Source organism: Paenibacillus sp. JJ-223, assembly GCF_927798175.1.
Taxonomy (GTDB): Bacteria; Bacillota; Bacilli; order Paenibacillales; family Paenibacillaceae; genus Paenibacillus; species Paenibacillus hubeiensis.
Window position 1 is genome coordinate 358,413 of the sequence record NZ_CAKMMP010000002.1, and the last position, 25,777, is coordinate 384,189.

Consider the following 25,777-nt stretch of genomic DNA (forward strand, 5'->3'; position numbering starts at 1 on the left):
CATTAATCCGACAATATGCGCTCGTGAATCGTCCGACCCTTCTGCCCTGGCTCGATCAGCAGACGGGTCGGTTTGATGTTGATCAGAGCCGTCAATTGTTCTCCCATATAGTGCGCCGAATATTTGAATCCCGTCTCCGCCCAGTGCATGATGACGCCCACAGTAGCCGAAACGAGATAGCTCAACATGATGTCATAGTTGATCGTCTGCTCGCTATCCTCGGTCACCAGCACGAAATCCTTGGTCAGATACGTTCTGAACATGCTGCACAGTCGCGAATTCATGTCGTTATGCATCGTCATGAGCGCCCGAAAGATGTCCTGATGGGCCTCGATATATTCAAATACAGGCATGGTGGAAGGCAGCATAGCCGTCATGTCCACCTCTTTCAAATTCATATACGGTTCGGCATATGCCCTCCCCACGCCTTGCATGAAATCCTCCAACATAAACTCAAGCAGCTCGGGTTTGCCCGGAAAATGCAAATAAAACGTGCCGCGATTATAATCTGCGCGTTCCGTAATATCGCGAATCGTTACCGCATCTACCCCTTTTTCCAAAATCAAAGACACGGCCGCAGCGATAATTGCATCCTGCGTCCTGCGTGCCCTCCGATCATGAGGATGGTGTATAATCAACATTTTCGCCTCCTTTGTCCATTATTGCAGCCTAAATGAACACTGCTTACATGAATGTACGATAGCGGACATTTTCATCGTCAATGATTATTGTCACAACTTTGTGTATATCTTAACATTAAGACAGGAAGTACAGATGACCATTTGTACCATTCATCAATAGGCCCACCAACCATTTTATACACAAGGAGAGATTTAATCATGAGCACATCCTATACACAAACAGCCGTTATCACAGGAGCAGCCGGAGGCATCGGCAAAGAATTGGCACGTCGTCTCGCCGAACGCAAAATCAACCTGGTTCTCGTCGACTTGAACGAAGAAGCCATCCAACAAACGATTGAAGAACTTCAACTCGACAAAGAACATGTCATCGCGGTCAAAGCGAACGTATCCCAAGAAGAAGACGTTAAAAACTACGTGAAACAGGCGGTTGACAAGTTCGGACGCATCGACTACTTTGCCAACAATGCAGGCATCGAAGGCCCTACCGGCCTGATCGAAGACCTGAGCGTCGAAGCGCTCGACCTCGTATACAACGTGAACGTACGCGGCGTGTTCCTTGGACTGCAGCATGTCATTCCGGTCATGAAACAACAAAAATCCGGCGCGATCCTGAACACGTCTTCCCTCGCCGGCCTGATGGGCGCACCGGCAGTATCGCCATACATCATGTCCAAACATGCGGTCATCGGATTGACTCGTACGGCAGCCAATGAGCTTGCATCGTTCGGAATCCGTGTCAACGCCGTTCTGCCGGGTACAATCAACACACGCATGATGCGCCAAATCGAAGCCAATTCCGGCGACGTGGAAGGTTATCAAGATGCGACAGTAGCCAGCATTCCGATGGGACGTTACGGCGAACCGGAAGAAGTGGCTGCCGTCATGAACTTCCTTCTATCCGAAGAAGCTTCTTATGTAACGGCCTCGTTGTACACCGTCGATGGCGGGATGATGGGGCAATAAAATAATAAGATAGATCTGCTTGCTTGGAATCCCTCAAACCAAAAGACCTGTATCAGCATCGCCAGCGCGGTGGTGATACAGGTCTTTCGTTTTCTTTTGGGCATGTGACGACGGCCTCAACACGCCAATTCCTCACAGCTCTTTAATCTACGTATCCGGCGTGTCCTTTCTCGATCAGGTAATCCATTTCGGCATCGAGAATGCTCTCCACCGTCAGTTCGTCCAGCTTGACATCCTTGCGGCCAACAATGTAGTCGGCCAAATCGTCGCCGTCAATGTCCACGTCGCCTTTGGCGTTCTGATGGGCGCGGTTGATATATTCCTGCTCATGCTTCAGGACAAGCGCGATATCCGCTTGGCCGGCCTTCGTTTTGTCTGCGATATATTGCATCATTTCCTGCTCGTTGATTGCATTTGATTCTGACATGTTATGTTGTCCACTCCCTCGGTTCTTTTCCTTCTGTTATTGTAGCATAGCCATGCCCCAAGCAGGCATGCATTATGCCTGCTTCGCCAATTTTGCCGCCATGGTGCTGCTTATTGCGGCAACCGGACATAGAAAGTAGCGCCTTCGCCCACAACGCTTCGGGCAAAGATTTCGCCCCGATGCTGTTCTACGATGGAACGCGCAATGGCCAGTCCGAGTCCATGGCCACCATGCTTTCGAGCCCTGGAAGCATCTGTCCGATAGAAGCGGTCGAAGATTCGCTCCAGATGTTCTGGCGCGATCCCCTCACCGGTATTGGACACGGCAAGCTGAACGCCGTGATTATGGTATTTTTTCAGCGTCAGATTCACCGCCCCCCGGGGACCGGAGTATTTCACGGCATTATCGAGCAGAATGAGAATGACCTGCTGGATCTGCTCGCTGTTGCCATTCACCATGAGTTCAGGCTCCACGCTGTAATCAAGGGATATGTTTTTTTCGAAAATAACGGCCTCCATCGTCAAAATCACGGTCTCCACCACCTCGCTCAGATTAAAGCGGGCATGGATCATGCTTGCTCGGCTATCATCCATTTCGGTCAGGTACAGCAGGTTGCTCGTCAACCCGGCCATCCGTTCCGTTTCCGATTTGATGTAATGCAGCCATTTCGATTGGTTGGCAATCGTATCTTCGCTGTTGGCCAGCAGTACGTCGGTATTGGTATTAATGATGGCCAGCGGCGTTTTCAACTCATGGGATGCATCGGCAATGAACTGCTTCTGTTTATCGAAAGCTTCCCTCACAGGGGCAATTGACCGGTTCGCAAAATAACGACTCAGGAAAAAAATGACGATCAACATCACCAATCCTACAATGGCAAATGTATAAACCAGGTTCGTCAGAATGCCTTGCTGCGCCGTAACGTCCATAAATACGATCATGTTGCTTGCACTGCCGGAATCGACGACGTACGCCCACTCCGTTCCGTTCAGCGAAAACTGTCCGACTGCACGGCTCGACCGTTCGGAACGGTCGACTTTCGCGAGCGCCTCTTCATAGAAGCTGTCTTCCGCCTCGAATCTGGACTGCTTCTCCGTCATGTTCCACTGGCTGTCCGTCTTTACCATGAACGACAAGGAACGCGAAGGCGGAGAATTGGGGTCGTCCATGGGGCCTCCCCCGAACCCCGGCGAACGCATGTCTCCCAAGCTGCTGTTTCCCTGTCCGTTATGCGACATTTTGGGCGCATGATAGAAGTCGGATACTTTGTACAGCTCCATGTTCGTATCCCGCTGCACGTTCTGATACGTGATCACATAGATGGTCGTGAAAGCAACCAGCATCATGATGGAGATGGATACCAGATTGACGACCAGGAATCGGTTCCGAAGCTGCCGGAACATCAGGAAGTCTCCTCAAGCACATAACCTACGCCCCGAATCGTATTGATCCGAACTTCGGAGTGCAGAAACGTCAATTTTTTGCGCAAAAAGGAGATGTACACTTCGACGTTGTTGTATTCCACGTCGGAGTCGAAGCCCCACAGCTTTTCGATGATCTGCTCCTTGGACGTAATCGCCTGCTTCCGGGTAATCAGCAGTTCGAGCAGCTCGTTTTCCTTCAGGTTCAGCTTGATCTCTTTGCCTTGTACCTTCAGCTTCAGCTGCGCGGTGTTCAGTTCGATGTCCCCAAACTTCAACGCATCCTCGGGTACAACCTCGCCCTTCCGTCTCAGCGCCGCCCGAATTCGGGCCAGCAGCTCCTCTGTCGCAAACGGCTTGGCGATATAATCGTCTGCGCCGTAATCCAGTCCGGCGACCTTGTCCGAAATTTCCCCTTTGGCCGTCAGCAAAATGACCGGCGTATGATTTCCTTCTGCACGCAGCTTCTTAAGTACGGTAATGCCATCCATTTCCGGCATCATGATGTCCAGCAGCAGCAGATCGTAAATGCCGCTGAGCGCATTATCCAAACCCGATCTTCCATCATGTACGATATCCACGGAGTAATTGTGTTTTTTCAATATTTGCGACACGGCTTCTGCCAGGTGAACCTCATCTTCCGCAATTAATATTCTCATCGTCTTTCCATCCCTCTGCATGTGAATTGGTTTCCTATGTTTTCTTCTATTATACCTGCTCATTGTATCCTTCCAACCTTGAATCAACCTTAATTCGGAGACTCTTCCCCCCTTATCAATAAACGGGTTTGGCCCTTGTTCCAAATTTTTTTCACACAACTATTATAGGAAGGTAAAGAAATGTTAACGGAATGTAAAACCATTTAAGATTCATTCAAGGTTGGCGCTCTAAGATACAGACATAACAGCAAGACATGATGCACCACAACATACAAAACACAGCGAAAGGAATGACATGAAATGGCGATTGAAGTATTCAACCGATACGAGAGCAAATACCTCCTGACGGATGAGCAATACGAAGCCTTCTACAACGACTTGCTGCATTATATGGAACTGGACGAGTACAACAAAAAGCATGAGTTCTACTCCATAAGCAACCTCTACTTCGACACGCCGCAGGATTCGCTGATCCGGGCCAGCCTTTCCAAACCGAAATACAAGGAGAAGCTGAGACTCCGGGCCTACGGCGTACCCGAACAGAATGCCAAGGTATATCTGGAGATCAAAAAGAAAGTGTTCGGCCTGGTGAACAAACGGCGCACCGCGTTGAAGCTGGACGAGGCTTATGAATTCGTCCGCACCGGACAGGCGCCTGACCTGGCTGATTATATGAACAAACAAGTCGTTGAAGAAATCAAATATTTCCTCCGCCTGTACGACCTGGAGCCTAAAGTTTATCTGGCTTATGAACGCAAGGCGCTGTTTGACAAAAACAGCCGCGATCTCCGGATCACCTTTGATACCAACATCCGCAGCCGCCGATATGACCTGAAACTGGAGCAAGGAGATTACGGCGAACCGCTTGTCGAGGATGGGCGATGGCTGATGGAGGTCAAAGCGGAAAAAACCGTTCCGTTCTGGCTGTCGCAGCTGCTGTCTGAGCACGGCTTGTACCGTGTCGGGTTCTCCAAATACGGCAATGAGTTCAAACGACTGGCGAGAACCACCAACTTGAATTACCAAGGCGAGCGCATGCTCGTACCCGGCACGGACTTCAATCCGGCCATGCAACCAAATCAAAAGATCAGAGAAAGAGAGAGTGTAGTATATGCTTGATTCCATTTTCAGTTCCGCCCTGACCGATACCACCCTGACATTCAGCAGCGCCGTACTTACGATTGGCCTGGCCATCCTGATGGGGGCCATCATCAGCCTCACATACATGAAGACCAACGCTAACACATACTCGCAAAGCTTCACCTTGACCATGGTTGTGCTCCCCGTCATCGTCGCCATCATCATCCTGCTCATCGGCAGCAACGTAGCCCGCGCCTTCAGCTTGGCCGGCGCCTTCTCCATCATCCGGTTCCGAAGTGCGCCCGGCGACCCGAAAGACATTGCTTACGTCCTGTTCACCATGGCTTCCGGTCTGGCCTGCGGTGTCGGCGCTTTCGGATATGCAATCCTGTTCACCATCATCTTGTGTGTATTGATGTTTGTACTGAGCCACTTCAAATTCGGCGCCAAGAAGAGCCAGCAAAAATTGCTTAAAGTCACCATTCCCGAAAATCTGAGCTATGAAGAAGCTTTTGACGAAGTCTTCAAACAATTCAATGTGCAGTATCAGTTGAACAAAGTGAGAACGACCGAACTTGGCAGCTTGTACGAACTGGTTTACCTCGTCCACATCGGCCAAAACGTCAATCAAAAGGAATTCCTCGACGCCGTTCGTACACGCAACGGCAACCTGGACATCTCCCTGAACATGGCCCCGACGCCAGAATATTAAGCACCACACATTTCTAATAATGAAGGGAACGATATTGTATGAATAAGAAAACATGGATTGCAGGAAGCAAATTATGGTCCGTCGTCATGATTGCCGCCATTGCTACGGCATGCGGCGCCCCCGCAGCAACCAATACCAGCGCCAGCGCGGCAACCACATCAACTGCGGTGACAGCTTCCAAATCCGTCACCGCCAATGAGCAAACTTCCGTTAAATTCGCCGACCTCGTCTCATTGGATGCGGATGACACCAATGTAAGCTGGAGCGAATCCGATGCTACAACCATCAAACTGAACGGCACGACGGCAGCCATTACCGGTTCGGGTGCCAAGGCAGCGAACGGATCGGTGACGATCTCCGAAGCCGGAACTTATGTACTGAGCGGCAAACTGACAGACGGCCAGATCATCGTCAATGTGACCGACAAGGAGACCGTGCACATCGTGTTGAACGGCGTAACGATCCATGACAACGACAGCTCTGCCATCTACATTCAAGAAGCGAAGGGCAAAGCCGTCATTACGCTGCAGGAAGGCACCGTGAACACCTTGTCCGACGGCAAAGAGTATGTATATGCCGACGACGCCACGGATGAGCCTGATGCAGCCGTCTACAGCAAAGGCGACCTGACCTTTAACGGAACGGGCACGCTGAATGTCACAGGCAATTACAACGAAGGCATTACGAGCAAAGACGATCTGAAAATCGTCAGCGGCACATTTAACGTTAAATCGGTAGGGAGCGGCATCAAAGGTAAGGACATGCTGGCTATCAAAGACGGCAATATTACCGTGGATGCCGGCGGGGACGGTATTAAGTCCAACAATGACACGGATGCGGACAAAGGATTCGTAGCCATTGCAGGCGGTACATTCAACATCACCAGCGCCAACGACGGCATTCAAGCAGAGACGATGCTTGTCACGGATGGCGGTACATTCAATATCGTCACCGGCGGCGGCAGCGCCAATGCACCCGAGAAAGTGGAAGAAGGCCCTAGCGGGGGCGGCTTTGGTGGAGGACGGTTCGGCGACGGCATGACTCCTCCGGATAGACCTTCGGGCGATGGCAGCTCGACTTACGGAACACCTTCATCGGGATCGGCTTCTACCAGCTCCAGCGGTTCGGCAACGGCAGCCCCAACAGCGCCGCCAACCAGCCAAAGCACAATGAAAACGGACACCACTGGCAGCTCCACCGATGCGAGCACGACGGAAACGACGGATACCACCGAAACCGAAAGTACAAGCGCCAAGGCGCTCAAAGCAGGAACCAACATTGTCGTGAATGGCGGTACGTTCACCATCGACGCGATGGATGATTCCGTACACAGTAACGGCAACGTCACCGTGAACGATGGCAAACTATCCATCCTCACTGGCGATGACGGGCTCCATGCCGACCTTACCCTTACCATTAACGGCGGTACAATCGACATCGACAAGAGTTATGAAGGCCTTGAAGGCAGCATCATTAACATGAATGGCGGCGACGTCGATCTGATCGCTTCGGATGACGGCGTGAATGCATCTGGCGATGGAACCGCTGCTACAGCGACAACGGACGCCGCGACAGATACTTCTGCGGACACAAGCACGGATGACGCTGCTTCCACAGAAGCAACAGACAGCACAACAACAGCAGATTCCGCAACAGACAACGGCGCTCCACAAGGCTTCGGCGGTCCTGGCGGCGGCGGAAACAGCAATAACGAGCTGAACATCACCGGCGGTACACTGACTCTTGATGCTGGCGGCGACGGGCTGGATTCGAACGGTTCGATCACGATGACGGGCGGTACAGTTATCGTGAACGGCCCGACAACGGACGGTAATGGGCCACTCGACTATGACGGTACCTTCGAAATGACGGGCGGATTCCTCATCGCTGCAGGCAGCGCAGGCATGGCTCAAGCTCCTGGCGACACATCGAGCCAGTATTCTATCGGGATGACATTTACCGATACGCAAAAAGCAGGCACGCTCGTTCATCTGGAAGACAGTGAAGGCAATACGATCATGACCTTTGCGCCAAGCAAATCCTATCGCTCCGTCGTCATCAGCTCTCCGGATCTGAAAGAAAACGGAACGTACACGTTCTATACGGGCGGTACATCGACAGGAACCGAAACAGACGGCCTGTACACCGACGGCACTTACTCGGGCGGTACCAAAGTAGTTGAATTCCAAACGTCCAGTGTCATTACCTGGGTCAATGAATCCGGCGTAACGACTGCTCCATCGGGCATGGGCTTTGGCGGTGGCGGTCGCGGCATGGGCAGACCGGGAAGCAGCACCCAAACTCAAGGCGGAACGACGGAAACGACGGGAACCGTCGTGGATAACAGCACGACAAGCTCCGAGAAGTAAGCACGCCTCCCGGCAGCACAGGATAAAAAAACAACCTAAGTCCACCAATATGGGCTTAGGTTGTTTCGTTGTCGGATCGTTGTGCGGTCATGTTGTGGCCAATATCAGCCCGAACAAACTTTTTAAAATACATACACGTACACCTTGGTGCGCTGCGCATCCCTGCACGTAATCGTACGCAGCGGCTTCTTGCCCGGCAGCGCAAAACAGACGCTGATCACCCGCGCTCCCGGAGGAAGCTCCTTGCTGAACTTGTCCATAAGCCGTTCCATCGCGCCAGGGAACAAATAACAAATAACCCCGTCGGCATGCTCGTAGGAACTGCTGTAGATATCTCCCCGCAGGAAACGGAGGCGCCCTTCCAGCGACTGGCGCTGGCCAAGCATTCGGCGCAGCCGGATACTCAGGAATGCCAGCAATCGGGACGACCATAGCGGCACAAGCGAGTTTTCGATGCCCAATAACCGTTTGCCCGGACAATGCCGAACGACGTCAAGGCTTAGCGTCCCCCAGCCGGAGCCTGCCTCAATCAAATCGCCGTAACCCGGAATGCGATTGACCTCCCGGATGACCGCCCTTCGGACCACCCCGGACGTCGGCATGGGCGAAATGCCGTTTTTCCAACTATAAAGTACGATGGATATGACCGCCAATAACACGATAACAGCCATAATCCACGGGAGAAAATGAATGGCCAAAGGAAACCCTCCCCGGCATGTACTCCTATTCCGTCAGCCGATCGCATTTTGAACATGCGATTTCATGTACACGCCTTTTTTGTACACCGACTTGATCGTGAAATGCTCTCCCAGCTTCCGGTTCGTCCGGTAAATGAGCGAGTTGATCTCGTCGATCCCCACCGGATCGCTCTCGACGATGCTTCGCTCGGGCCATACTTGGCTGACGATCTGCTCCCGGGTCACAAAATGATCGAGCTGGCTGTACAGCAGCTTGAACAACTGGAATTCCTTTTTGGACAGCGGAATCTCCAGCGTGCCCACCTGCACCGTCTGCAAATGATCGTGTACCCGCACACCCTCGCCGAACAAATCCGCGATCCGGTATTCTCTCGTTTCCTCGATGTCGCTCTCGGCGCGAAGCTGGATGAGCCCATTCACGAGCGTGATGCTGTCCCCTTCAGCAAACGGATATTTCTCGAAAGGAACGAGCCTCTGCCCGTTCAGCTCGGTTCCGTTTTTACTGTCCAAATCCTCAATCCACAACTGATGCAGCCCATCGTAATGAATCCGGCAGTGCAATTTCGATATCAATTGATTGTATACGGATAGGTCCGATTCGCCGCTACCCGTGTATCGCCCCACCGTAATGGATCGGTTCTTGGCAACGTAAGCGAAAGAACCGTCGCTCTCCTGGCCGGGCGTGCGAATGACGATTTTGGCCGTCTCCCGCATGACTGATTCCCCCTTTGAATAGGGCTTTTCCTCTGCCTGGCTTGTCCAATGACAGCTTCATCAGATTTGTTCCATTGTTTGCACGCATTGCGATATTTATAGTGTATACAGGCACCCTTCAGGCCTTTTCCATTTTGGCATTCGCAAACTCAAGCATATCCACCAGAGAGGTACCCCAAATGAAAAAAAAGAACGTTTTGATCTATGTGCTGCTGGCATTTGCCTTGTCCATCACGTTAACGGTATTGTCCCACATGAACGGAGATGACGGTGAGTCGCTCCAAATCACTCCGGCTGCCGAAACGTCCTGGATCAAGTAACCCGTCCATCGGCGCATTGGCGTCAATCCAGCCCACATGCTTTCATTCCATTCTATTATAACGCGAAAAGCGCAAAAAGCGTTTCATTAATGTCATGGAGACGAAACAGGCCCCATCGACTGCCATACGGCAGCCAGGGGACCCGAATCATGTCACTCCGCCATTTCGTTTGATAACTTACGAGGCACGGCCTGCCTGAAGAAACTAAGGAGCAATTCCCCCGTCGCGATCAGACGGCCCCTGCGAAGCATCCCCATCAGGCTTTGCTTTGTTCGGCTGAGCCTCTTCCATTCGGCTCGACACTTTCTGATACAGGTAGGAAATGCCGAGCAATAACACTCCAAAGCTGAAATAGGCGATGATTTTGCTGCCTGCAGTCAACAGGCTAACATCATAGAACACCATTTTCCCGGTAGACAGCAAGGTTAACCCCAGTCCCAAACGGCGAATCATCACGTATCTTCTGCGGAAACCGTAGGCAATGTACAGAATAGCCAGCAGCAGGTAGACTAGGCTGAACAGCAGGCCCACATCCCCCCACTGGAATTGTACTGTCAAAAATACCGTAATGATGCCCAGCAAGTACACCCCGGCAATCACGGGATACCACTCTATGCTCTTGAACTGTCCGCGTATTCCCGATATCAGCAGATCCCTTCCTGCAAAGAAGACACCTGTATTGAAAATGATGAGCACGATCAATCCCACGATTTCCGCTGCCGTGTGGTGCTGCGTATCCGGCTGAAGCGCCGGCATCGTCAACGTCACCGCCAGGGCCATAAAGCAGCCTACAATGTGTAAAAAGTTCGTATAATACCGCACCCAGCGATCCTGCAGCAGCTTCACTTTGTTCAATCCGTAAGCAAGGGCAATCGTCAGGGCAGCCAACAGGATCAGCTTGTAGAACATGTATAACACGAACGACGCATCCACCGCACGCACATATAGCTCATTCGATTCGTACAGAACATAGAACCAAAGGTTTACAAGCGAGGCATATTTGAATGCAGCCAGCGCCCCGGCTTCGAAAGCGCCGTAGCGCCTTTTTTCCCGAGAGAACGCCCCACGATCTGCCAGCGCGTAATACACTGTGATCCATATCGCCCCCAGCGTGACGCACGAATATTTCAGCATGAAATAGGACCTGTCACTGATAATGAACTGTGCCAGTACGTCATAGTACACAAACGTAAAGATACACAGCAATGTCACGCCCCAACCGGCCCGTTCCACGGCTCTGAACCGTTTCAGATGCCCGAACGTCACGAGCAGGACACCTTCGATGAGCCAGCCCATGGACAACCATTTGGCTCCAAACTGGAACGGAATGATCAGAATGGCAAAGGTTAACGAGGTCACGTAAAACAGCAGCGTAGTCTGTTTCTCTTGAACCATGCTGCGCTGCACGAATCGGGCCAGCCCGAAGTAAACGAGACAAAATACAAGTGCCAGCACACCATGAGCGTCTTCCCAGCCTTGCGCGCCGAAAAGCAGGTACAGCATCAGACAACTGATGCTCGTATTCAGGGCCAGCAAAGCAAAATCCCACCAGGTCAATTTCACCTTGTGTTTGAACGGGTAGGCCAGCGTGATGCCCAGATACAGGGCAAACGTCACGACGGAATAGCCCATGGCCATGATATGGCTTGGCGAGAGCCACAACAGAATCAGCATGCATGGCGTATTGAACAAAAAGCTGATGTAATGCACGACGGGCCACCGTTTACCGAACGATACCCATGCAATAATGCCGTTTAACAGCAGCAAATAAACCATCGCTGCATACACCGCGTTCCCGTGAAATCCGAAATAGCCCAAATACGAGAAAAACGGCAAATATCCGCCCACCAGGCCGAGCGAACAAATCGTTCTGGATTGGTACCTCAGCGATAGCAGCACTGCTGCGGCCGATACCAGCACGGATAGTCCAAGTGCTGGGTACAGCCCTATGATGCCCAACAGGAAATAGCTGTAGAAGATCGAACCAAACAGCACCGAAATACCTCCACCGAGCAAGCCCATGGCAAAGGTTTGCCGTTTGCGCCGGAACAACCACTCGCCGCCCCCAAGCATGAGCAGCCCAAGCAAAAAGAAGGCAGCCCCCTTCATGTGGTCGTTAAACCATGCGGCATACGAGTATCGGAATGCGGCCCCTACACCAAGGATGATGAGCAGGATGGCTACCTTGTTGATCCAGCTCAGCCCGATTCGCATCTCCATCCGATTTTGGCGAATCCGCCGCTGAATCGTTTCTTCGCTCAGTTCTTCCTCCGCCATATGCTCGTATCCCCGTACCATCTGCTGCCGTACCGCTTCCTCCCTTTCCAGCAACGTTTGCCTGCGCGCATCGATACGTCTCTTCACCTCTGCAGCGAGATAAGCGATTCGCTCCGTGAGTTCGCCCGCTTCTTCCTGCAGCTCCCGCTCCGCGTGATGATACAGCCCGTTTAATTGCGCCCTGGTTCGGTGTTCGTGAGCGTCCAGACGATCGCGGTGCACGGCCGTCCTGCCGTGAAAATACGTCTCCATCTTCTCACGGGATACCCGGATCAGATTGAGCTTCTCATCCAACATTTGCTCCGACAACGCCATCCGCAAGCGGGCGTTCTCTTCCTCCATGCTCCGCATTCTGGCTTCCAGTTGTTCTAACCTAAGCCTGTTGGCTTCATCCTTCTCCCTCAACTGTTCGTTTTGCAGAATCAAATCATCGGACTCATACTCCTGCAGCAGGGCGTTATACTCCCTTACCAGCTGCTTCTGTTGCTCATGGACGTGATGAAGCCGATCCTTAAATTCCTTCATGGACTTCCTCCATTGTTTGTCAAATAATGTTTTCCTTTATTTTACTATATCCATGTCAAAAAATGAGGTTTTAATGCTAACTTTCCATCCCATAGACATGGAGAGCCCACACCACTAATAGACGGATTATCATATAAAAAAGCATCAGCACTCCAGGTTTTTGAAATAACAAACGCCAGGAATATGCTGATGCTTACTTATTTAATCAATGTTGATTTATATAGAACTTATCTTTTCATTCAACAGCTTTAGTGAGCCGCTTTAGGGATAGGTTTTTTCAAGAATACCCCGTAGGATAGTGCACCCAAGAGCAGCAGACCTGCGCCTAGTAAAAATACATTATTAAAGCTGCCTGTCGTATCCAAAATGTATCCGGTTACAATCGGTGCAAGCGCAGCTCCCAGGAATCCGCCAAAGTTCTGGATCGCACCCAAGGAGGCTACTTGTTCACCAGGAGCAATGTCTGCGGCCAGCGTCCAAATCACGCCGGATGGCAGCTGCGAAGCAAAGTAACCCACGGATAACAATACGATGCTCACCACCGTACTATCGATGAACGGTATAGGTGCTACCGAAGCTGCGGCCAGAATGGCTCCGCCAACAATCGGAACCTTGCGTGAGGTGACAGCATTGACCCCTTTACGAATGAAAAAGTCCGAGATCAACCCGCCCAGCAGAACTCCGATAATTCCGGCTACGAACGGAATGGATGCAATCCAGCCGGTTTCTTTCAACGTAAAGCCCTGCTCCTTCTCCAGATAGCTCGGAAGCCATGTCAGGTATACCCAGATGGTAAACATAATACCAAAGTTTCCGACAATCATAAACCAGGTACTTTTATGTTTGAATAATGAACCCCAGTTTGCTTTGGGAGCTTCAACAGCGGCTTTGCCCTCTGTACCCGGGTTCTCGTCTGCAACAGCTTCCGGCCCTTTGATCATCTGCTTCTCGGCAAATGTCGGATCACGGTATACCTTGAGCCAGATCAGCATGATAATCAGACCAATGACGCCGACAAAAATGAACATACCTCTCCATGTCATGGTTAACATCAGAACAGTCAACAGCGGCGGTGCGATTGCGTTGGCGATCTGTGAACCGGTATTAATAATAGAAGTAGGCAGTCCCCGCTCACTTTTGGCAAACCAACGCTCGGTCACCTTCAGGCCGGAAGTGAAAAAAGGAGATTCGGATACACCAAGCAGCATCCGCATCGCGTATAACAGGGAATAGGTGTTGGTGAAAGCACTAAGTATGGTAGCAGTAGACCACAGTCCCGATGCCCATGCAAACATCTTTTTGGGGCCAAACTTGTCCACCAGCCAGCCGGCAGGCAAATTCGCCAATGCATAAGGCCATAGAAAGGCGGACAACAGCAAACCCATCTGAGTGGAAGACAGCCCGAATTCTGCTGCAATGGTTGTATTAGCAATGCTAAGGTTGGATCTGTCCAAATAATTTACAACTGCACCCAGCAGCAATAACAGAATAATTCCCCATCTCAAACCCACTTTCGGAGCTTGAGGTACCGAGGCAGGGGATGGCGATGTTTTTAACGTTGCCATTGAACTCACTCTCCTCAACTTATAAATATCAAATAACTTAAATTATATATAATGAATAAATATGGGAATAAAGGATTATAGCTAAGCCTTACTGCTCTCCAAAAATACGCAGCAGCCATTGAAGTATGCGTTTTCATAACAGTGTTAAAACTTTCGTTAATTCCAGCATTGCTTGCATTCCGTACCTATGCGTTCACAACGGTCAGCATGATTTCTGCCCTGATCGTTGTGAACCTCATTCGCACGGTAATGTATTTGCTTGAAGTTAATTAACGCGCGGCCGCTACTGCCTGCAGAAACTCTTCAGCCGCCTTCGTTACTCGCCCGTAATCACCGGAATCCTTGGCGGCTTTGGTGATATAACTACCCACACCAACACCAACACAACCGGCAGCGATCCATTCATGGACATTTTGCGGTGTTACTCCGCCAGTAGGGGCAATCGCGGCTTGAGGCAACGGCGCAGACATCGCTTTTACATATTGCGGCCCTACAGCTTCTGCCGGGAACAGCTTGACGATATCTGCACCTGCTTCAAGAGTCTCCACGATCTCCTTGGCCGTGAACGCACCACTGACCGTGACCGCCTGGTAACGATTAGCTATCTTGATCATGTCGGGATTAAGCTGAGGACTGACCAGCATCTCTGCCCCTGCCAATATGGCAGCTCGCGCCGTTTCACCATCCAAAATGGTACCTGCACCGATCAGAATACCTTTGGAACAATATTTTCGTGATAAAACCTTGATCACATCCAAAGCTCCCGGCACACTCATCGTAATTTCCAGTGCCCGAATGCCTCCTGCAATTGCCGCCTCTGCAACAGATAGCGCTTCTTCCTCATTGTCCGATCGAATGATCAGTACAATTCCGGTTTCGGCAATTGTGTTCATATTCTTCAGCTTTCGCCACATATCTGTGCCCTCCTCATTCCATATGTCTATTGGTAATACCATGTGTATATTGGGTTTTGGGTTCGCTTCGACCTACTCTTGTGTTCGCGGATATAACCGATCACCGCTGTAACCCAGTTGAGCTGAAAGCTTCCATGCCGCTTCTTTGACCAGCTTTACAATGTTTGCTTCACGTTCCGCGGTCATGGTGGAATACATGCTGGCCACACTGATTGCAGCTACAGGTTCGTCCCACTGATCATAGACAGCAGAGCCAATGCAATACATCTCAAGATGATCCTCCCGGTCATCGATAGAATAACCACGCTCGCGAATCTCCTGCATGTCCTGCAAAATATCGGGAATGGTTACTTTGGAGTAGGATGTACGCGAAGGGATCTCTCCTTCTCCCAAAATCTCCAAAACCTTGCTTGTCGGGAGGGCCGCAAGCAGCGCTTTGCCCAGACCCGTAGTATGCATATATCGGCGGGAGCCCAGCTTGGCTGTCGGCCGCATCACCGAATAACTCTCCGCTTTGTCCAGGTAGACAATCCGTCCCTTATCCTCAATGCCAAGAAAGGCCGTGCTGCCCGTCTGACGATTCAGCTCTTGAAGCAAAGGTCTGGCCATGTGAGGAACACCCATGTTGGACAAATAAGCCATGCCTGTCTCAAACACCGCTATACCTAGGCGGTATGTTTTGAGACGCGCATCATCCATTTCAATAAATCCTTTGTGCAGCAAGGTTTGCACCAATTCGAACCCGCTGCTTTTGGGCATGTTCATCTGTTTGCAAATTTCATTCAGTGTTAGCGGAGTACCACTCTTGGCAAATAAAACGAGTAAATCTGCAACACGCTCCGCAGATTTATTCATGCGAATATTGTCCATGTTATCTCCTTCAAATTCTTCGACGTCGAAGTTCGCATATGTGAACTTATTTCACATCACCGAACGATGCCCTCATTATAGATCAGCCCCTCGGAAAATTTCAACCGCTTTCTTAAAACTTTTTTTGTTTATCCTTTTTCCTCAAAAGGGATTGTATTTCCGAGAAAAACAGTATACTCTAGAAGCGAATGTTCACCAACGCGAATCAGGTTCGCATATACGAACCAAAAAAACACAAAAAACACCCATGATCTAAATGGTCTGGGTATCTTTTTAGGGGGGAACCTCATGAAACCTGTTCTGATTTTTCTGATCGGCTCCGCTGGCTCGGGCAAATCCACGATCGGCAAAAAACTTGCCGCCGAGCACCATTTTTGTTATCTGGATAAAGATGTGGTGTGCAACACTTTCACAGGAAAGCTTCTGGAAGCACACGGCTACTCCCCTCACGAGCGCGACGGCAACACCTATTACCGGGATACTGTTATGGATCTGGAGTATGAAACGTTATTAAACGTGGCGAACGACAATCTGCAATTAGGCAGATCGGTCATTCTTGACGCGCCTTTTGTTGGATATTTTCATAAAAGCGATTACATTGATGGATTAATCTCCAAGTATGGCTGGGAAGAGGTTATTCCTGTCGTGTTACGAGTTGATGTGAATGCAGATGTTCTTCAGCAGCGGATCAGAAGCCGTGGCCTGGAGCGAGACAAGTGGAAACTGGAACACTGGGATACCTTTGTCCAAGGAATACAGGCGAATATATGTATGTGGGAAAATATTGATCTCATCGCCGTAGATAACAGCTCAGAGGATTTTGATCTGAGGCATCTGGCTTCTCAGCTGCCTTTATCTGTCGTGCCATCTTGATGTCATAACGAAAAAGTACACGGAACGCGTTAGGCTTCCGTGTACTTCCCTATTTTCATAATGTAAATAATGAAGAGCTTGTTGCTTCTTACGTTCTAGCTCTTATCCGTCGCGCCGGTTTCATCCGTTGATTCCGGTTCAATGACGGTTTCAGCATTCGGGTCCAACCAGCTGGCAATCATGCCTCTCGCATACTCCAGATCACTCTCCGACAGGTCATAGTACCATGTACCGCTTCGCATTGCCCCGTCGCCTTTCAGCATATAATTGCTGATGGCAGGAATGCTGTCCTTCATGTACAACATCTCGGCAAAATCGATGATAAAGTCCGAATTCATGTTGGTCGTAAAATTGCTTCCGGCAATTTTGATGACGTCCGGGATTTTGGTCAAATTTTTGACTTCAAGCGCACGATTCATGAATGCACTCAGAAATATGCGCTGCCGCATCGTCCGGTTGAAATCCGAATCCTCGCGATAACGGACGTACCCGAGCGCCTCTTCCCCGTTATAGATCGGTTTGTTCGCCGCCACAAATAACTTCTCGTGGGACTTTAACTTGTTTTCAATGTCTTTTTTGATCGGCAGCTCCACGCCACCTACGGCATCCACGATATCCTTGAGACCGTTGAAATTGATCGCGGCATAGAAATCGACCTTGTTTTGCAGCAGCTGCTCCACCGTGTCTATCGCCATTTTGGCTTCACCGTGGGCATATGCCGAGTTGATCTTCGATTTCACGTCCCGGCCGACGATTTCCGTATAAGAGTCTCGCGGAATGGATAACAACAATACCTTATTGTCTTCCGGGCGCACGACAGAATAAATGATGGTATCCGAACGGCTTGGTTCATTATCCCTCTGATCGATGCCTAAAAGCAGCAAGGAAAATGGGTCGGTATGTTTTACCACAGGCTCTTCTTCCGCATCTCCCACAGGTTTGAAGGACTCGTCCAGCACATCTTTAACGGTATCCGATGCGAACAGTTTAAACCCCAGCAGGACCAGATCTTTCCTAAACACGAATCCGAGGCCCCCCAATAAAATCAAAACGCTGAACGCGATCAGCAAGGGTTTCTTCCATGACTTCTTCGGTTTTTGCGGCTTCTTTTTGCGGTCCATCCGGCTTAGACTTGCGATACTGTTTTCCATCATATCTCCTTTGTATACGCGTTAATAGAATCATTTAACTACAATAGTAACGTGTTTTCAACAAAATAAGTTATAATCGGCTATACAACCGTTGACATAAAAAGGAGCGATACCCATGCAATATCGACGTCTCGGAAACAGCGGCCTGCGCGTATCGGCCATCGGGCTGGGCACCAATGCCTTCGGCAAACGGTCGGACGAGCAGACCTCCATTCGCATTATTCATGCCGCACTGGATCGCGGCATCAATTTCGTGGATACCGCCAACATCTATGCCGGAACCGAATCGGAACGCATCATCGGACTGGCGCTGGAAGGCCGCAGAGAGCAAACCGTGCTCGCGACCAAAGCGGGCTTGCCTCGGCATGACGGCCCCCATGGACGCGGCTCTTCCCGTCTCCACCTCCAGCAGGAGCTTGAACAAAGCCTGCGCCGCCTGAAAACCGATTATGTAGACCTCTACCAGATCCATACGTTTGATCCATATACGCCTTTGGATGAAACGCTGCGTACGCTGGACGACATGGTTACTTCCGGCAAAGTGCGCTACATCGGGGCTTCAAACTACGCGGCCTGGGAGCTGATGAAAGCTCTGGCCACGAGCGAATCGAAGGGATACGTACGCTATATTTCCACGCAAACCAGCTATTCGCTGGCAGACCGGACGCCGGAAGTGGAACTCGTTCCCCTTTGCCTGGATCAGGGCGTAGGCATTATTCCGTACTTCCCGCTGGCCGGCGGTATCCTGACCGGCAAATATAATTCCGAATCCGGCGTGCCGGTCGGTTCAAGGGCGGATACGGACCCTTCCTTTAACCGCTTTTTGCAGGAACGGAACATCACGCTCGGCCAGCAGGTCAGCGAAAAGGCCGCCGAATACGGATGCTCGCCAAGCGTCCTTTCCCTGGCCTGGCTGCTGAACCGCCCGGCCGTATCCACCGTCATCGTCGGGGCTACGCGTACCGAGCAGCTAGAGCATAACCTGAGCAGCCTGGAATTGGAACTCACCGATGAAATGATGGACGGGCTGGATCAACTCAGCCAGTCTTTCCGCCATGGCGAACCGTTCGCGACCTATCGCATCGATGGATGACACTTGGCAACCCGAAAAACCCCTTCTGGCTCATTTCAGGCCAGAAGGGGTTCTTCACTATAAGGAAACCCGGACATGCAACCACGCGTCATTAATGATTGAGCCGATCAGTTATTCGGAGGATTCGGTGAACGATGAATGATTGATGAATTGCTGCAACGTTTTCATGAACTCTTCCCTGCGCTCGCCCACCCGACCAAAAAATTCCCGATCCGCGGCCTCTACGACCTGAATTGCCTCAAGCGCCAGCTTCGCTCCCGCCTCTGTCGTGTGAATAATGTTGGCACGCGTATCGGTATGGTGGCGTGACCGCGTGATCAGCCCTCTTTTTTCAAGCGTACGCAGTACTTGCGAGGTTACGTTAACATCCACATTGGCAAATTGGGCAATCTGAACCTGAGTGACTCCCTTTTCTTCGTGATCCCGTTCATTGAGCCATGAAACGGCATGCAGCAATACAAATTGGGGCTGCGTCAGGTTCATGGGCTCCAGCACCCTGCGAATTTCCTTTTGCCACATCGTCGTCACTTGCCACAGCAGGTGTCCGGGACTTTCTTGTGCATTTTTAAACTGTGAGCCTGTCATCTCATCTTCCTCCATCATTGATACTTGGGGCCTGACCGCCATCGCTGTTCGCGTATCAAAACATCACCATGAAAACATGCTTTCAGCATCATTTGTGCCATCCTTCGACACATAGACTAGGGCGCAGAAGCCTTGGCGATTGGATCCGGGTCCATGTAGTGTAATAACGCCTGGATATTGAAATCCGTTGCAAACCGTATGCGTATTCATCATTTCCTAACGCGAAGGAATGAACTGCTTCACCCATTGCCCGAATCCTTGAGGGTTTCGGCTCTGGATCAGGACGATACCTTCTCCGCGGAATCGGCATACAAGGCCTTCCCCGCTGGTTACGCTGGAGAACCACCCTTGCGAAGCTTTTTCAATCCGGTAGTCCATGTACTGGGGCCACGCCACCAAATGGGCATTGTCCACGATCACTTCCTCACCCGCCGCCAATGGAAGGGCATGAATGGCCCCGTATGACGACAGAAATACCGTGCCCCGGCCGCTGATCTCGACGATAAAGAAGCCCTCGCCCGAAAATAGCCCCTTTTTCAGGTTTTGCATCTTGCTGTGGACTTGAATGCCCTCCGTGCCTGCGAGAAAGCCGTCTTTCTGCACATATAGGGAATACGAGCCGTCCAGTTCGACCGCTTCCACGCTTCCTATGCTGGAGGGCGAAAGCAAAATTTCGGCGGGACCGCCGACTGCAGTTAATTCCTGAAAGAAAAACTTCTCTCCGCTAAGCATCCGGCCAAAACCGGCGAGCATGCCGCCTTCCGCAGAACCTTTCAATTCGACCGTCGGCGTCATGGATACCATAGCGCCGCTTTCCGCCTTGAATCGTTCCCCGCGCTGCAGACGAACGCGAAGCATCGCAAACGCACCCTCATGCAAAATTTCGTAATTCATCGTTCCTCAGCTCCTTGGATGAAATGCATTAGAATCGGTTCCAACAATCATATAACGTCGGTGGAATAAGTACCGAAAGAATAATTCATAATAGCATCTGCAGGGAACAAAAATCCACTGAACGAAAACCTGCGGTCTGTACCCTAGTCTCTTCCAATGTTATATAAACTTTAATTTCGTATTTTACTATATTATAATATATTGAGTCCAATTCAATCTATATAGATTCAATCGGATCATATTTAAATTATTCATCCATATCCCTTTGTTTAGGGTTGGATATATCAATCCAGAGGAGGTCATTCCATGACAGCACAACATCTACAATCGACGGTAACCTTACATAATGGCGTTCGTATGCCTTGGTTCGGCCTGGGCGTATTTCAGGTAAACGAGGGCTCCGAATTGATTGCAGCGGTCAAAAAGGCCATCGAGCACGGCTACCGCAGCGTGGATACGGCCGCCATCTATGGCAACGAAGCCGGCGTCGGCCAGGCGATTGCCGAAGCGATGAAAGAATACAACGTGAAGCGTGAGGAATTATTCATTACGTCCAAAGTATGGACGGCTGATCTCGGATATGAGGAAACGCTCGCTGCCTTTGACGCAACCATGAGCAAGCTGGGGTTGGAATATCTGGATCTGTACCTGATCCACTGGCCAAAAGCTGGCAAATATAAAGGTGCCTGGAAAGCGATGGAGGAGCTGTACAAAGCCGGCCGCATCAAAGCCATCGGCGTCAGCAACTTCCAGATTCATCATTTGGAGGACTTGCTGCAGGATGCGGAAATCAAACCGATGGTCAATCAGGTCGAATACCATCCCCGACTGACCCAGGTAGAACTCAAAGCCTTCTGCGACCAACACGGCATTCAGCTTGAGGCCTGGTCCCCGCTCATGCAGGGACAACTGCTGGATAACCCGGTCCTGACCGAGATTGCGGCCGCCAAAGGAAAAAGCGTGGCCCAGATCATTCTGCGCTGGGATCTGCAAAACGGCGTCGTCACCATTCCGAAGTCCACCAAGGAACACCGCATTATCGAAAATGCGTCCATCTTCGACTTCGAATTGACGAAGGAAGAAATGGATCGCATCTCCGGGTTGAACGAAAATGTTCGCGTCGGTCCCGACCCGGATAACTTCAACTTCTAAACCACGACAGATGTTGTATCCGAGCTAATCAATCACACCAAGCAGCTAGACCAAACAAGCCAATGGATTGCCCGCTTTTCGGGAAGTCCATTGGCTTGTTTGGCGCATCAACCCATATCGCAGTGAAAGAACCCGCACCCCGGCCTTCTGCATCCGTCGATAACCGAATTACCGAGCAAAGGGCCGCCAATGATCCTCTCCTGCCACAACCAAGGCATCTGCATATTCTGCCGCCTCTTCGTCGCTCAGCACTTTGGCCCAGGGCACACGCTCTCCGGCCTCGGCTGCTCCGGGTCCGCTGCTTTGATATTCGGCGTAGAGCACGGTAGACTCGGCCTCGCTTTTGTTCCAATTATGCCATCCTTCACGCCTTAGATGCGGGCCCATCCAGCAGTGAAGAAAACATGTTTTGGCATCGTTGCGCCATGGCCGACCCAAATAAACGGATCGGGGCGGAGCGTCGCCGGTAAGGCGGCAATTGCTGAACACATAGCCGTACCGGACTCCCTCCGGCGTGGAAGCCGCCGTGATCCAACCGTTCACTTCCCCCTGCGGCATCTCTTGGCCCGAAAACCTGTTCTTGGAGAAGATTTCACACCCTTGAAACAACGCCGTCGCCGAACCGAAAATGAAATCAACGTCCCCTTCGATGTAACAATCCTCGTAATATTGACGAAGCTTGCGCCGCTCCAGCCCATCGCGAGGTCCGCCGAAAAAACTGCGATCCATCGGCTGCTCCGGCAGCGGTCCGGTAAAGAGCGTATCCTGATGTCCGATGAAATGACAGCGCCTGAACGCGGCCCGGTCTCCATCGACGTAAGCGGCGATGGCCTGACCGACCTGCTTGCCCGGGCCAGCCGCGTTCACGAACGAAATGCCTTCTGCGATAAAATCGTCCGCGGCAATCAAAACGGTATATGAATGGAACGTATGGTAGAGCTCGCCGTTCGGAAAACGTTTAAGCGCATAGTCATCATAAGTAATGACCGTGTTATCCGCCCCTTCGCCGACAAGGCGAACGCCCTCCCTGTCGATGGTCAGCTTCTCTTTGTACACCCCGGCTCTAATGGATATGACCGCCTCCCCGGAAACATCGGCCGGAATGGCATTTAACGCCGACTGAATAGTGCGATAATCTCCGCTTCCGTCCATGGCCACCGTGCAGCGGTATGCCGTCTTCCCTGATCCGTCCATCGGCTGAAACGTCGCCATCCGTTCATCCTCCTTCTTTCATTTCTATTCCATGTTCCTGAAAGTGAAGCCTCATCCCCGGCATGGCCCCACCGAGCTGCGATGGTACAGCCTGGGCTGGATCACGACCGGAACATCCACCTCTTCGTCCCGGATCAACGCTACGATTAACTCCGCCGCTTGCACGGCCAGTTCATCCAGCGGAGGGCCGATCGTGGTCAGCGCCACTTCCGCATACTGCATGTCCGGCAGATCGTCATAACCAATAAGAGAAACGTCCCCCGGAACGCTATAGCCCGCTTCGAGCAGCGCGCGCAGCGCCCCCCGAGTCACCAGGTTGTTCAGACCGATGAAAGCCGTTGGCGAATTCGAATCGAACGCATGCTTGCGGATCGCAAAGTACCCGTCTTCCCAGGAAGAGTGGGCTGGCAGCACATGGCCCGGATTGAACGCCAGACCGGTGCGCTGCATGGCCTCGCGATACCCCTCCAGCTTGATATGCTGGGAGTTTCCGATAAATCCGATGCGCTGGTGCCCCAATCCCTTCAAATGTTCCACCGCGCGGAAAATGCCCTCTTTGCGATCAATTTTAATGTAGGGGGAATTGGGGGTCTCATCCGTGCCCAGCACGAAGCAAGGCATGTTCAGGGAAGCAAAACCTTTCCAGAACGTCTCCCGGTTGTTCAGTGCAAAATCCCACAGAATGCATCCATCCACACGAAGCTGGCTGAAGATGTCCAGACCGTCGTCGGCTACGACGAGAATCATCTGATACCCCCGCTTTTTCAGTTCCGCATGCAGATTCCCCGAGATTGTAGAGAACAAAGGATTGCTAAGTTCGTCCAATACAAAGCCGATAATGCTGCTCCTGCCTGTCGAAAGCTGGCTCGCAAGCATGTTTTTGCGGTAATGATGCTTCTCCGCGATAGCGAGCACTTTCTGTCTCGTCTCATGTTTGATGCGGGGGTCGCCATTCAGCGCCTTGGATACGGTGCTGTAGCTCACCCCCGCCAATTTGGCAATGTCCTTAATTGTTATCAAACGTCCTACACCTCAAAAGGGTTATTTTTGTGCGGCCATGTAGCGGTCATATTGGGCCTGCCTTCCGGCAATGACCTGCTCGACGTTCATGTTTTTCAACGTTTCGATGTAACTGTCGAACTGATCCAGCCCCAGCTCACCGCTGATGAATTTGAAATTCATCTCTTGTACATACGTGGTAATGTCAGGCATGGTTGTGCTTTCAATTGAGGCTTCGTCCGGCAGCGCGTACACAAACGGGAACGGTTCATGCACGTACTTCTCCAGTTCTTTGTCCAAGCTGGAGTGCCACTCCGGCACAACCGCATCGGCTGAGTCGGTGGACTGAATGTTCGGCAGATTCACCGGACCGATGCCCAGCTTCTGAATGTATTCGTTGTCCTTGCCTTTGTCCGTGAATTTCTTCTCGCCATTCTCTTCCGTATACGTGTCGTCTTTGATGCCCCATGTATACATGGTCTGGGCTTCCTCGCTGACTCCGTAATCGAGGAATTTGAAGGCGAGATCCGGATTTTTGCTGTTTTTCGAAATGCCGAAGATGCCGCTCACCGGCGTGCGTCCAATGTAGAACTGATCTCCGTGCGGTCCCTTCAGCGGCGCGATGCCTTTGAATACAGGCTCTTTGGGATCATAATCCTTGAACAGCGGGCTGTATACCATCGACTGGTACCAACTGAAGTTGAACGTCACCCCGGTCACGTCCTGCGAAATGCGGGAAGTCACCTGATCGCCCGTCGTGCTGGCATAATCAACCGTCAGCAGTCCTTCTTTATAAAGACCGTTCAGATACGCCAAATACTCCTTGTATGCCGGCTCGTAATAGCTGAAATGCACCTTGCCTTGATCATCGGCATAGAAGTTGTTGGACAGATCCAGACCAAAGGCCGGCCCAAACGCCATCGGAATAAACTTGGATTCCATGGAAAGCGGAATTTCATCGGCTTTGCCGTTTCCATTCGGGTCCCCAGCCTTGAACGCGCGCAGCATGGCGGTAAATTCGTCCAACGTCGTTGGCTCCTGCAGATTCAGCTTGCCCAGCCACCGCTGGTTGATCATGAATAATGGCATATAGTTCCGGGTCAGCGTTTGCTGCGGCACATAATACATTTTACCATCCGGCGTGGTCAGACTTGCCTTAATGGACGGTGATTTTTCATAAATTTTCTTCAAATTGACGCCGTATTTCTCGTACAGCTCATCCAGCGGGAGAAAAAGGCCGCTATTGATATACTTCATTAATTGGTCCTGATCCGGCAAATAAACGATATCCGGCAGGTCCGATCCGGCCGCCAGCCGCGGGCTGACCGCGTCGGCGTAGTTTTGCGGCGGAATGAGGTCCCAATCGACCGTGACGCCGGCATTTCCTTCGATCTTTTTGACGATTTCAGCTGTGGAAAGGTCCACGTTCGTTGTCCAGGCATTGGTCGCCAGAATCGACAGCCTGGCATCCGGCGTGTCGGTCACCGGGCCGGCTCCCGTGTAGTTATAGCTCGACTCTGCTTCCGCCGAAGCTCCTCCATCAGCGCTTCCTCCCGTCCCCCCGCTGCTGCAGCCTGCCAAACTGATCGCCAGCCATGCAAATAATGCGATTTTGCTTGCCCCTTTGAATTTCATCCGTCGACTCCTCCCTTTTCATGAA

General features: G+C 51.3%; 24 protein-coding genes. 8 read left to right on the top strand and 16 right to left on the bottom strand.

Translation table 11 applies throughout. From position 1 onward, the window contains the following. Nucleotides 1-2: 2 nt before the first annotated feature. Nucleotides 3-641 carry a TetR family transcriptional regulator gene (locus L6H98_RS05160; protein ID WP_236413398.1) on the bottom strand — a complete coding sequence of 213 codons (639 nt, stop codon included), beginning with the start codon at nucleotides 639-641 and terminating at the stop codon, nucleotides 3-5. Between the two features lie 198 nt (nucleotides 642-839). On the opposite strand from L6H98_RS05160, the gene L6H98_RS05165 reads away from it, so the two are divergent. After that, on the top strand, nucleotides 840-1,607 hold the full coding sequence (locus L6H98_RS05165; RefSeq protein WP_236413400.1) for an SDR family NAD(P)-dependent oxidoreductase: 768 nt from the start codon (nucleotides 840-842) through the stop codon (nucleotides 1,605-1,607). Between the two features lie 142 nt (nucleotides 1,608-1,749). Here L6H98_RS05165 and L6H98_RS05170 read toward each other — a convergent pair whose 3' ends face one another. The 3 genes from L6H98_RS05170 to L6H98_RS05180 all read right to left on the bottom strand — a co-directional run bounded on the left by L6H98_RS05170 (nucleotide 1,750) and on the right by L6H98_RS05180 (nucleotide 4,114). Then, on the bottom strand, nucleotides 1,750-2,034 hold the full coding sequence (locus L6H98_RS05170) for a hypothetical protein (protein WP_236413402.1): 285 nt from the start codon (nucleotides 2,032-2,034) through the stop codon (nucleotides 1,750-1,752). Nucleotides 2,035-2,144: 110 nt separating this feature from the next. Next, nucleotides 2,145-3,437: a HAMP domain-containing sensor histidine kinase gene (locus tag L6H98_RS05175; protein ID WP_236413404.1), complete on the bottom strand. Its 1,293-nt coding sequence runs from the start codon at nucleotides 3,435-3,437 to the stop codon at nucleotides 2,145-2,147. After that, nucleotides 3,437-4,114, bottom strand: coding sequence for a response regulator transcription factor (locus tag L6H98_RS05180; RefSeq protein ID WP_236413405.1), 678 nt, complete (start codon nucleotides 4,112-4,114; stop codon nucleotides 3,437-3,439). Before L6H98_RS05180 ends, L6H98_RS05175 begins: the two co-directional genes overlap by 1 nt. 300 nt (nucleotides 4,115-4,414) lie before the next feature. On the opposite strand from L6H98_RS05180, the gene L6H98_RS05185 reads away from it, so the two are divergent. The 3 genes from L6H98_RS05185 to L6H98_RS05195 are packed head-to-tail and all read left to right on the top strand — an operon-like array spanning nucleotide 4,415 to nucleotide 8,275. Beyond that, a complete protein-coding gene (locus L6H98_RS05185) occupies nucleotides 4,415-5,233 on the top strand; it encodes a polyphosphate polymerase domain-containing protein (RefSeq protein ID WP_236413407.1) in 819 nt (272 codons plus the stop codon). Then, a complete protein-coding gene (locus L6H98_RS05190; protein WP_236413408.1) occupies nucleotides 5,226-5,906 on the top strand; it encodes a DUF4956 domain-containing protein in 681 nt (226 codons plus the stop codon). Before L6H98_RS05185 ends, L6H98_RS05190 begins: the two co-directional genes overlap by 8 nt. A 38-nt stretch (nucleotides 5,907-5,944) precedes the next feature. Then, complete coding sequence (locus tag L6H98_RS05195) at nucleotides 5,945-8,275, top strand: carbohydrate-binding domain-containing protein (protein WP_236413409.1); 2,331 nt, start codon at nucleotides 5,945-5,947, stop codon at nucleotides 8,273-8,275. 122 nt (nucleotides 8,276-8,397) lie between these two features. On the opposite strand, the gene L6H98_RS05200 is transcribed toward L6H98_RS05195, so the two are convergent. Together L6H98_RS05200 and L6H98_RS05205 are read right to left on the bottom strand one after the other, a co-directional pair. Then, entirely contained in the window at nucleotides 8,398-8,973 is a 576-nt protein-coding gene (locus L6H98_RS05200) for a class I SAM-dependent methyltransferase (protein ID WP_339275217.1), read from the bottom strand. A 33-nt stretch (nucleotides 8,974-9,006) separates the two neighbouring features. Then, a complete protein-coding gene (locus L6H98_RS05205; RefSeq protein ID WP_236413410.1) occupies nucleotides 9,007-9,687 on the bottom strand; it encodes an FHA domain-containing protein in 681 nt (226 codons plus the stop codon). Nucleotides 9,688-9,866: 179 nt separating this feature from the next. Between L6H98_RS05205 and L6H98_RS05210 the strand changes: the two genes are divergently transcribed. Continuing rightward, entirely contained in the window at nucleotides 9,867-10,007 is a 141-nt protein-coding gene (locus L6H98_RS05210) for a hypothetical protein (RefSeq protein ID WP_236413411.1), read from the top strand. 204 nt (nucleotides 10,008-10,211) lie between these two features. Here L6H98_RS05210 and L6H98_RS05215 read toward each other — a convergent pair whose 3' ends face one another. The 4 genes from L6H98_RS05215 to L6H98_RS05230 form a co-directional block, all read right to left on the bottom strand. After that, entirely contained in the window at nucleotides 10,212-12,809 is a 2,598-nt protein-coding gene (locus tag L6H98_RS05215) for a DUF2339 domain-containing protein (RefSeq protein WP_236413412.1), read from the bottom strand. Between the two features lie 248 nt (nucleotides 12,810-13,057). Then, nucleotides 13,058-14,374 (bottom strand): MFS transporter, encoded by a 1,317-nt coding sequence (locus tag L6H98_RS05220; RefSeq protein ID WP_236413413.1) that lies wholly within the window; start codon nucleotides 14,372-14,374, stop codon nucleotides 13,058-13,060. Between the two features lie 269 nt (nucleotides 14,375-14,643). Then, nucleotides 14,644-15,288 carry a bifunctional 2-keto-4-hydroxyglutarate aldolase/2-keto-3-deoxy-6-phosphogluconate aldolase gene (locus L6H98_RS05225; RefSeq protein WP_236413414.1) on the bottom strand — a complete coding sequence of 215 codons (645 nt, stop codon included), beginning with the start codon at nucleotides 15,286-15,288 and terminating at the stop codon, nucleotides 14,644-14,646. Between the two features lie 72 nt (nucleotides 15,289-15,360). Continuing rightward, the gene (locus tag L6H98_RS05230) at nucleotides 15,361-16,158 is read right to left on the bottom strand and encodes an IclR family transcriptional regulator (RefSeq protein WP_236413415.1); all 798 of its coding nucleotides are present in this window, start codon (nucleotides 16,156-16,158) and stop codon (nucleotides 15,361-15,363) included. A gap of 288 nt (nucleotides 16,159-16,446) precedes the next feature. Between L6H98_RS05230 and L6H98_RS05235 the strand changes: the two genes are divergently transcribed. Then, nucleotides 16,447-17,031 carry an ATP-binding protein gene (locus tag L6H98_RS05235; RefSeq protein WP_236413416.1) on the top strand — a complete coding sequence of 195 codons (585 nt, stop codon included), beginning with the start codon at nucleotides 16,447-16,449 and terminating at the stop codon, nucleotides 17,029-17,031. Nucleotides 17,032-17,126: 95 nt separating this feature from the next. Here the strand turns inward: L6H98_RS05235 and L6H98_RS05240 are convergent, their stop codons facing one another. After that, nucleotides 17,127-18,185: an LCP family protein gene (locus tag L6H98_RS05240; RefSeq protein ID WP_356722653.1), complete on the bottom strand. Its 1,059-nt coding sequence runs from the start codon at nucleotides 18,183-18,185 to the stop codon at nucleotides 17,127-17,129. 112 nt (nucleotides 18,186-18,297) lie between these two features. Between L6H98_RS05240 and L6H98_RS05245 the strand changes: the two genes are divergently transcribed. Next, nucleotides 18,298-19,275 (top strand): aldo/keto reductase, encoded by a 978-nt coding sequence (locus tag L6H98_RS05245; protein WP_236413417.1) that lies wholly within the window; start codon nucleotides 18,298-18,300, stop codon nucleotides 19,273-19,275. Between the two features lie 111 nt (nucleotides 19,276-19,386). Here L6H98_RS05245 and L6H98_RS05250 read toward each other — a convergent pair whose 3' ends face one another. Both L6H98_RS05250 and L6H98_RS05255 read right to left on the bottom strand, forming a co-directional pair. Next, nucleotides 19,387-19,860 carry a MarR family transcriptional regulator gene (locus L6H98_RS05250; RefSeq protein WP_236413419.1) on the bottom strand — a complete coding sequence of 158 codons (474 nt, stop codon included), beginning with the start codon at nucleotides 19,858-19,860 and terminating at the stop codon, nucleotides 19,387-19,389. Nucleotides 19,861-20,076: 216 nt separating this feature from the next. Further along, nucleotides 20,077-20,754: a TIGR00266 family protein gene (locus L6H98_RS05255; RefSeq protein ID WP_236413421.1), complete on the bottom strand. Its 678-nt coding sequence runs from the start codon at nucleotides 20,752-20,754 to the stop codon at nucleotides 20,077-20,079. A 306-nt stretch (nucleotides 20,755-21,060) separates the two neighbouring features. Between L6H98_RS05255 and L6H98_RS05260 the strand changes: the two genes are divergently transcribed. Continuing rightward, nucleotides 21,061-21,906, top strand: coding sequence for an aldo/keto reductase (locus L6H98_RS05260; RefSeq protein ID WP_236413423.1), 846 nt, complete (start codon nucleotides 21,061-21,063; stop codon nucleotides 21,904-21,906). Nucleotides 21,907-22,074: 168 nt separating this feature from the next. Here the strand turns inward: L6H98_RS05260 and L6H98_RS05265 are convergent, their stop codons facing one another. Genes L6H98_RS05265 through L6H98_RS05275 form a run of 3 tightly spaced genes read right to left on the bottom strand, consistent with a single transcriptional unit; the run spans nucleotide 22,075 to nucleotide 25,752 of the window. Then, on the bottom strand, nucleotides 22,075-23,118 hold the full coding sequence (locus L6H98_RS05265; protein WP_236413425.1) for a pectinesterase family protein: 1,044 nt from the start codon (nucleotides 23,116-23,118) through the stop codon (nucleotides 22,075-22,077). Nucleotides 23,119-23,169: 51 nt separating this feature from the next. Then, the gene (locus L6H98_RS05270) at nucleotides 23,170-24,138 is read right to left on the bottom strand and encodes a LacI family DNA-binding transcriptional regulator (RefSeq protein ID WP_236413426.1); all 969 of its coding nucleotides are present in this window, start codon (nucleotides 24,136-24,138) and stop codon (nucleotides 23,170-23,172) included. 21 nt (nucleotides 24,139-24,159) lie between these two features. After that, complete coding sequence (locus tag L6H98_RS05275) at nucleotides 24,160-25,752, bottom strand: extracellular solute-binding protein (protein WP_236413427.1); 1,593 nt, start codon at nucleotides 25,750-25,752, stop codon at nucleotides 24,160-24,162. Between the last annotated feature and the right edge of the window lie 25 nt (nucleotides 25,753-25,777).

Excerpts from the sequence above, each read along its gene's own strand:
- L6H98_RS05210 (WP_236413411.1), top strand. The coding sequence starts at position 9,867 with ATGAAAAAAAAGAACGTTTTGATCTATGTGCTGCTGGCATTTGCCTTG.
- L6H98_RS05225 (WP_236413414.1), bottom strand. The coding sequence starts at position 15,288 with ATGTGGCGAAAGCTGAAGAATATGAACACAATTGCCGAAACCGGAATT.
- L6H98_RS05165 (WP_236413400.1), top strand. The coding sequence starts at position 840 with ATGAGCACATCCTATACACAAACAGCCGTTATCACAGGAGCAGCCGGA.
- L6H98_RS05215 (WP_236413412.1), bottom strand. The coding sequence starts at position 12,809 with ATGAAGGAATTTAAGGATCGGCTTCATCACGTCCATGAGCAACAGAAG.
- L6H98_RS05160 (WP_236413398.1), bottom strand. The coding sequence starts at position 641 with ATGTTGATTATACACCATCCTCATGATCGGAGGGCACGCAGGACGCAG.
- L6H98_RS05180 (WP_236413405.1), bottom strand. The coding sequence starts at position 4,114 with ATGAGAATATTAATTGCGGAAGATGAGGTTCACCTGGCAGAAGCCGTG.
- L6H98_RS05185 (WP_236413407.1), top strand. The coding sequence starts at position 4,415 with ATGGCGATTGAAGTATTCAACCGATACGAGAGCAAATACCTCCTGACG.
- L6H98_RS05205 (WP_236413410.1), bottom strand. The coding sequence starts at position 9,687 with ATGCGGGAGACGGCCAAAATCGTCATTCGCACGCCCGGCCAGGAGAGC.
- L6H98_RS05265 (WP_236413425.1), bottom strand. The coding sequence starts at position 23,118 with ATGGCGACGTTTCAGCCGATGGACGGATCAGGGAAGACGGCATACCGC.
- L6H98_RS05170 (WP_236413402.1), bottom strand. The coding sequence starts at position 2,034 with ATGTCAGAATCAAATGCAATCAACGAGCAGGAAATGATGCAATATATC.
- L6H98_RS05190 (WP_236413408.1), top strand. The coding sequence starts at position 5,226 with ATGCTTGATTCCATTTTCAGTTCCGCCCTGACCGATACCACCCTGACA.
- L6H98_RS05220 (WP_236413413.1), bottom strand. The coding sequence starts at position 14,374 with ATGGCAACGTTAAAAACATCGCCATCCCCTGCCTCGGTACCTCAAGCT.
- L6H98_RS05250 (WP_236413419.1), bottom strand. The coding sequence starts at position 19,860 with ATGACAGGCTCACAGTTTAAAAATGCACAAGAAAGTCCCGGACACCTG.
- L6H98_RS05240 (WP_356722653.1), bottom strand. The coding sequence starts at position 18,185 with ATGATGGAAAACAGTATCGCAAGTCTAAGCCGGATGGACCGCAAAAAG.
- L6H98_RS05260 (WP_236413423.1), top strand. The coding sequence starts at position 21,061 with ATGACAGCACAACATCTACAATCGACGGTAACCTTACATAATGGCGTT.
- L6H98_RS05245 (WP_236413417.1), top strand. The coding sequence starts at position 18,298 with ATGCAATATCGACGTCTCGGAAACAGCGGCCTGCGCGTATCGGCCATC.
- L6H98_RS05230 (WP_236413415.1), bottom strand. The coding sequence starts at position 16,158 with ATGGACAATATTCGCATGAATAAATCTGCGGAGCGTGTTGCAGATTTA.
- L6H98_RS05195 (WP_236413409.1), top strand. The coding sequence starts at position 5,945 with ATGAATAAGAAAACATGGATTGCAGGAAGCAAATTATGGTCCGTCGTC.
- L6H98_RS05255 (WP_236413421.1), bottom strand. The coding sequence starts at position 20,754 with ATGAATTACGAAATTTTGCATGAGGGTGCGTTTGCGATGCTTCGCGTT.
- L6H98_RS05235 (WP_236413416.1), top strand. The coding sequence starts at position 16,447 with ATGAAACCTGTTCTGATTTTTCTGATCGGCTCCGCTGGCTCGGGCAAA.
- L6H98_RS05175 (WP_236413404.1), bottom strand. The coding sequence starts at position 3,437 with ATGTTCCGGCAGCTTCGGAACCGATTCCTGGTCGTCAATCTGGTATCC.
- L6H98_RS05275 (WP_236413427.1), bottom strand. The coding sequence starts at position 25,752 with ATGAAATTCAAAGGGGCAAGCAAAATCGCATTATTTGCATGGCTGGCG.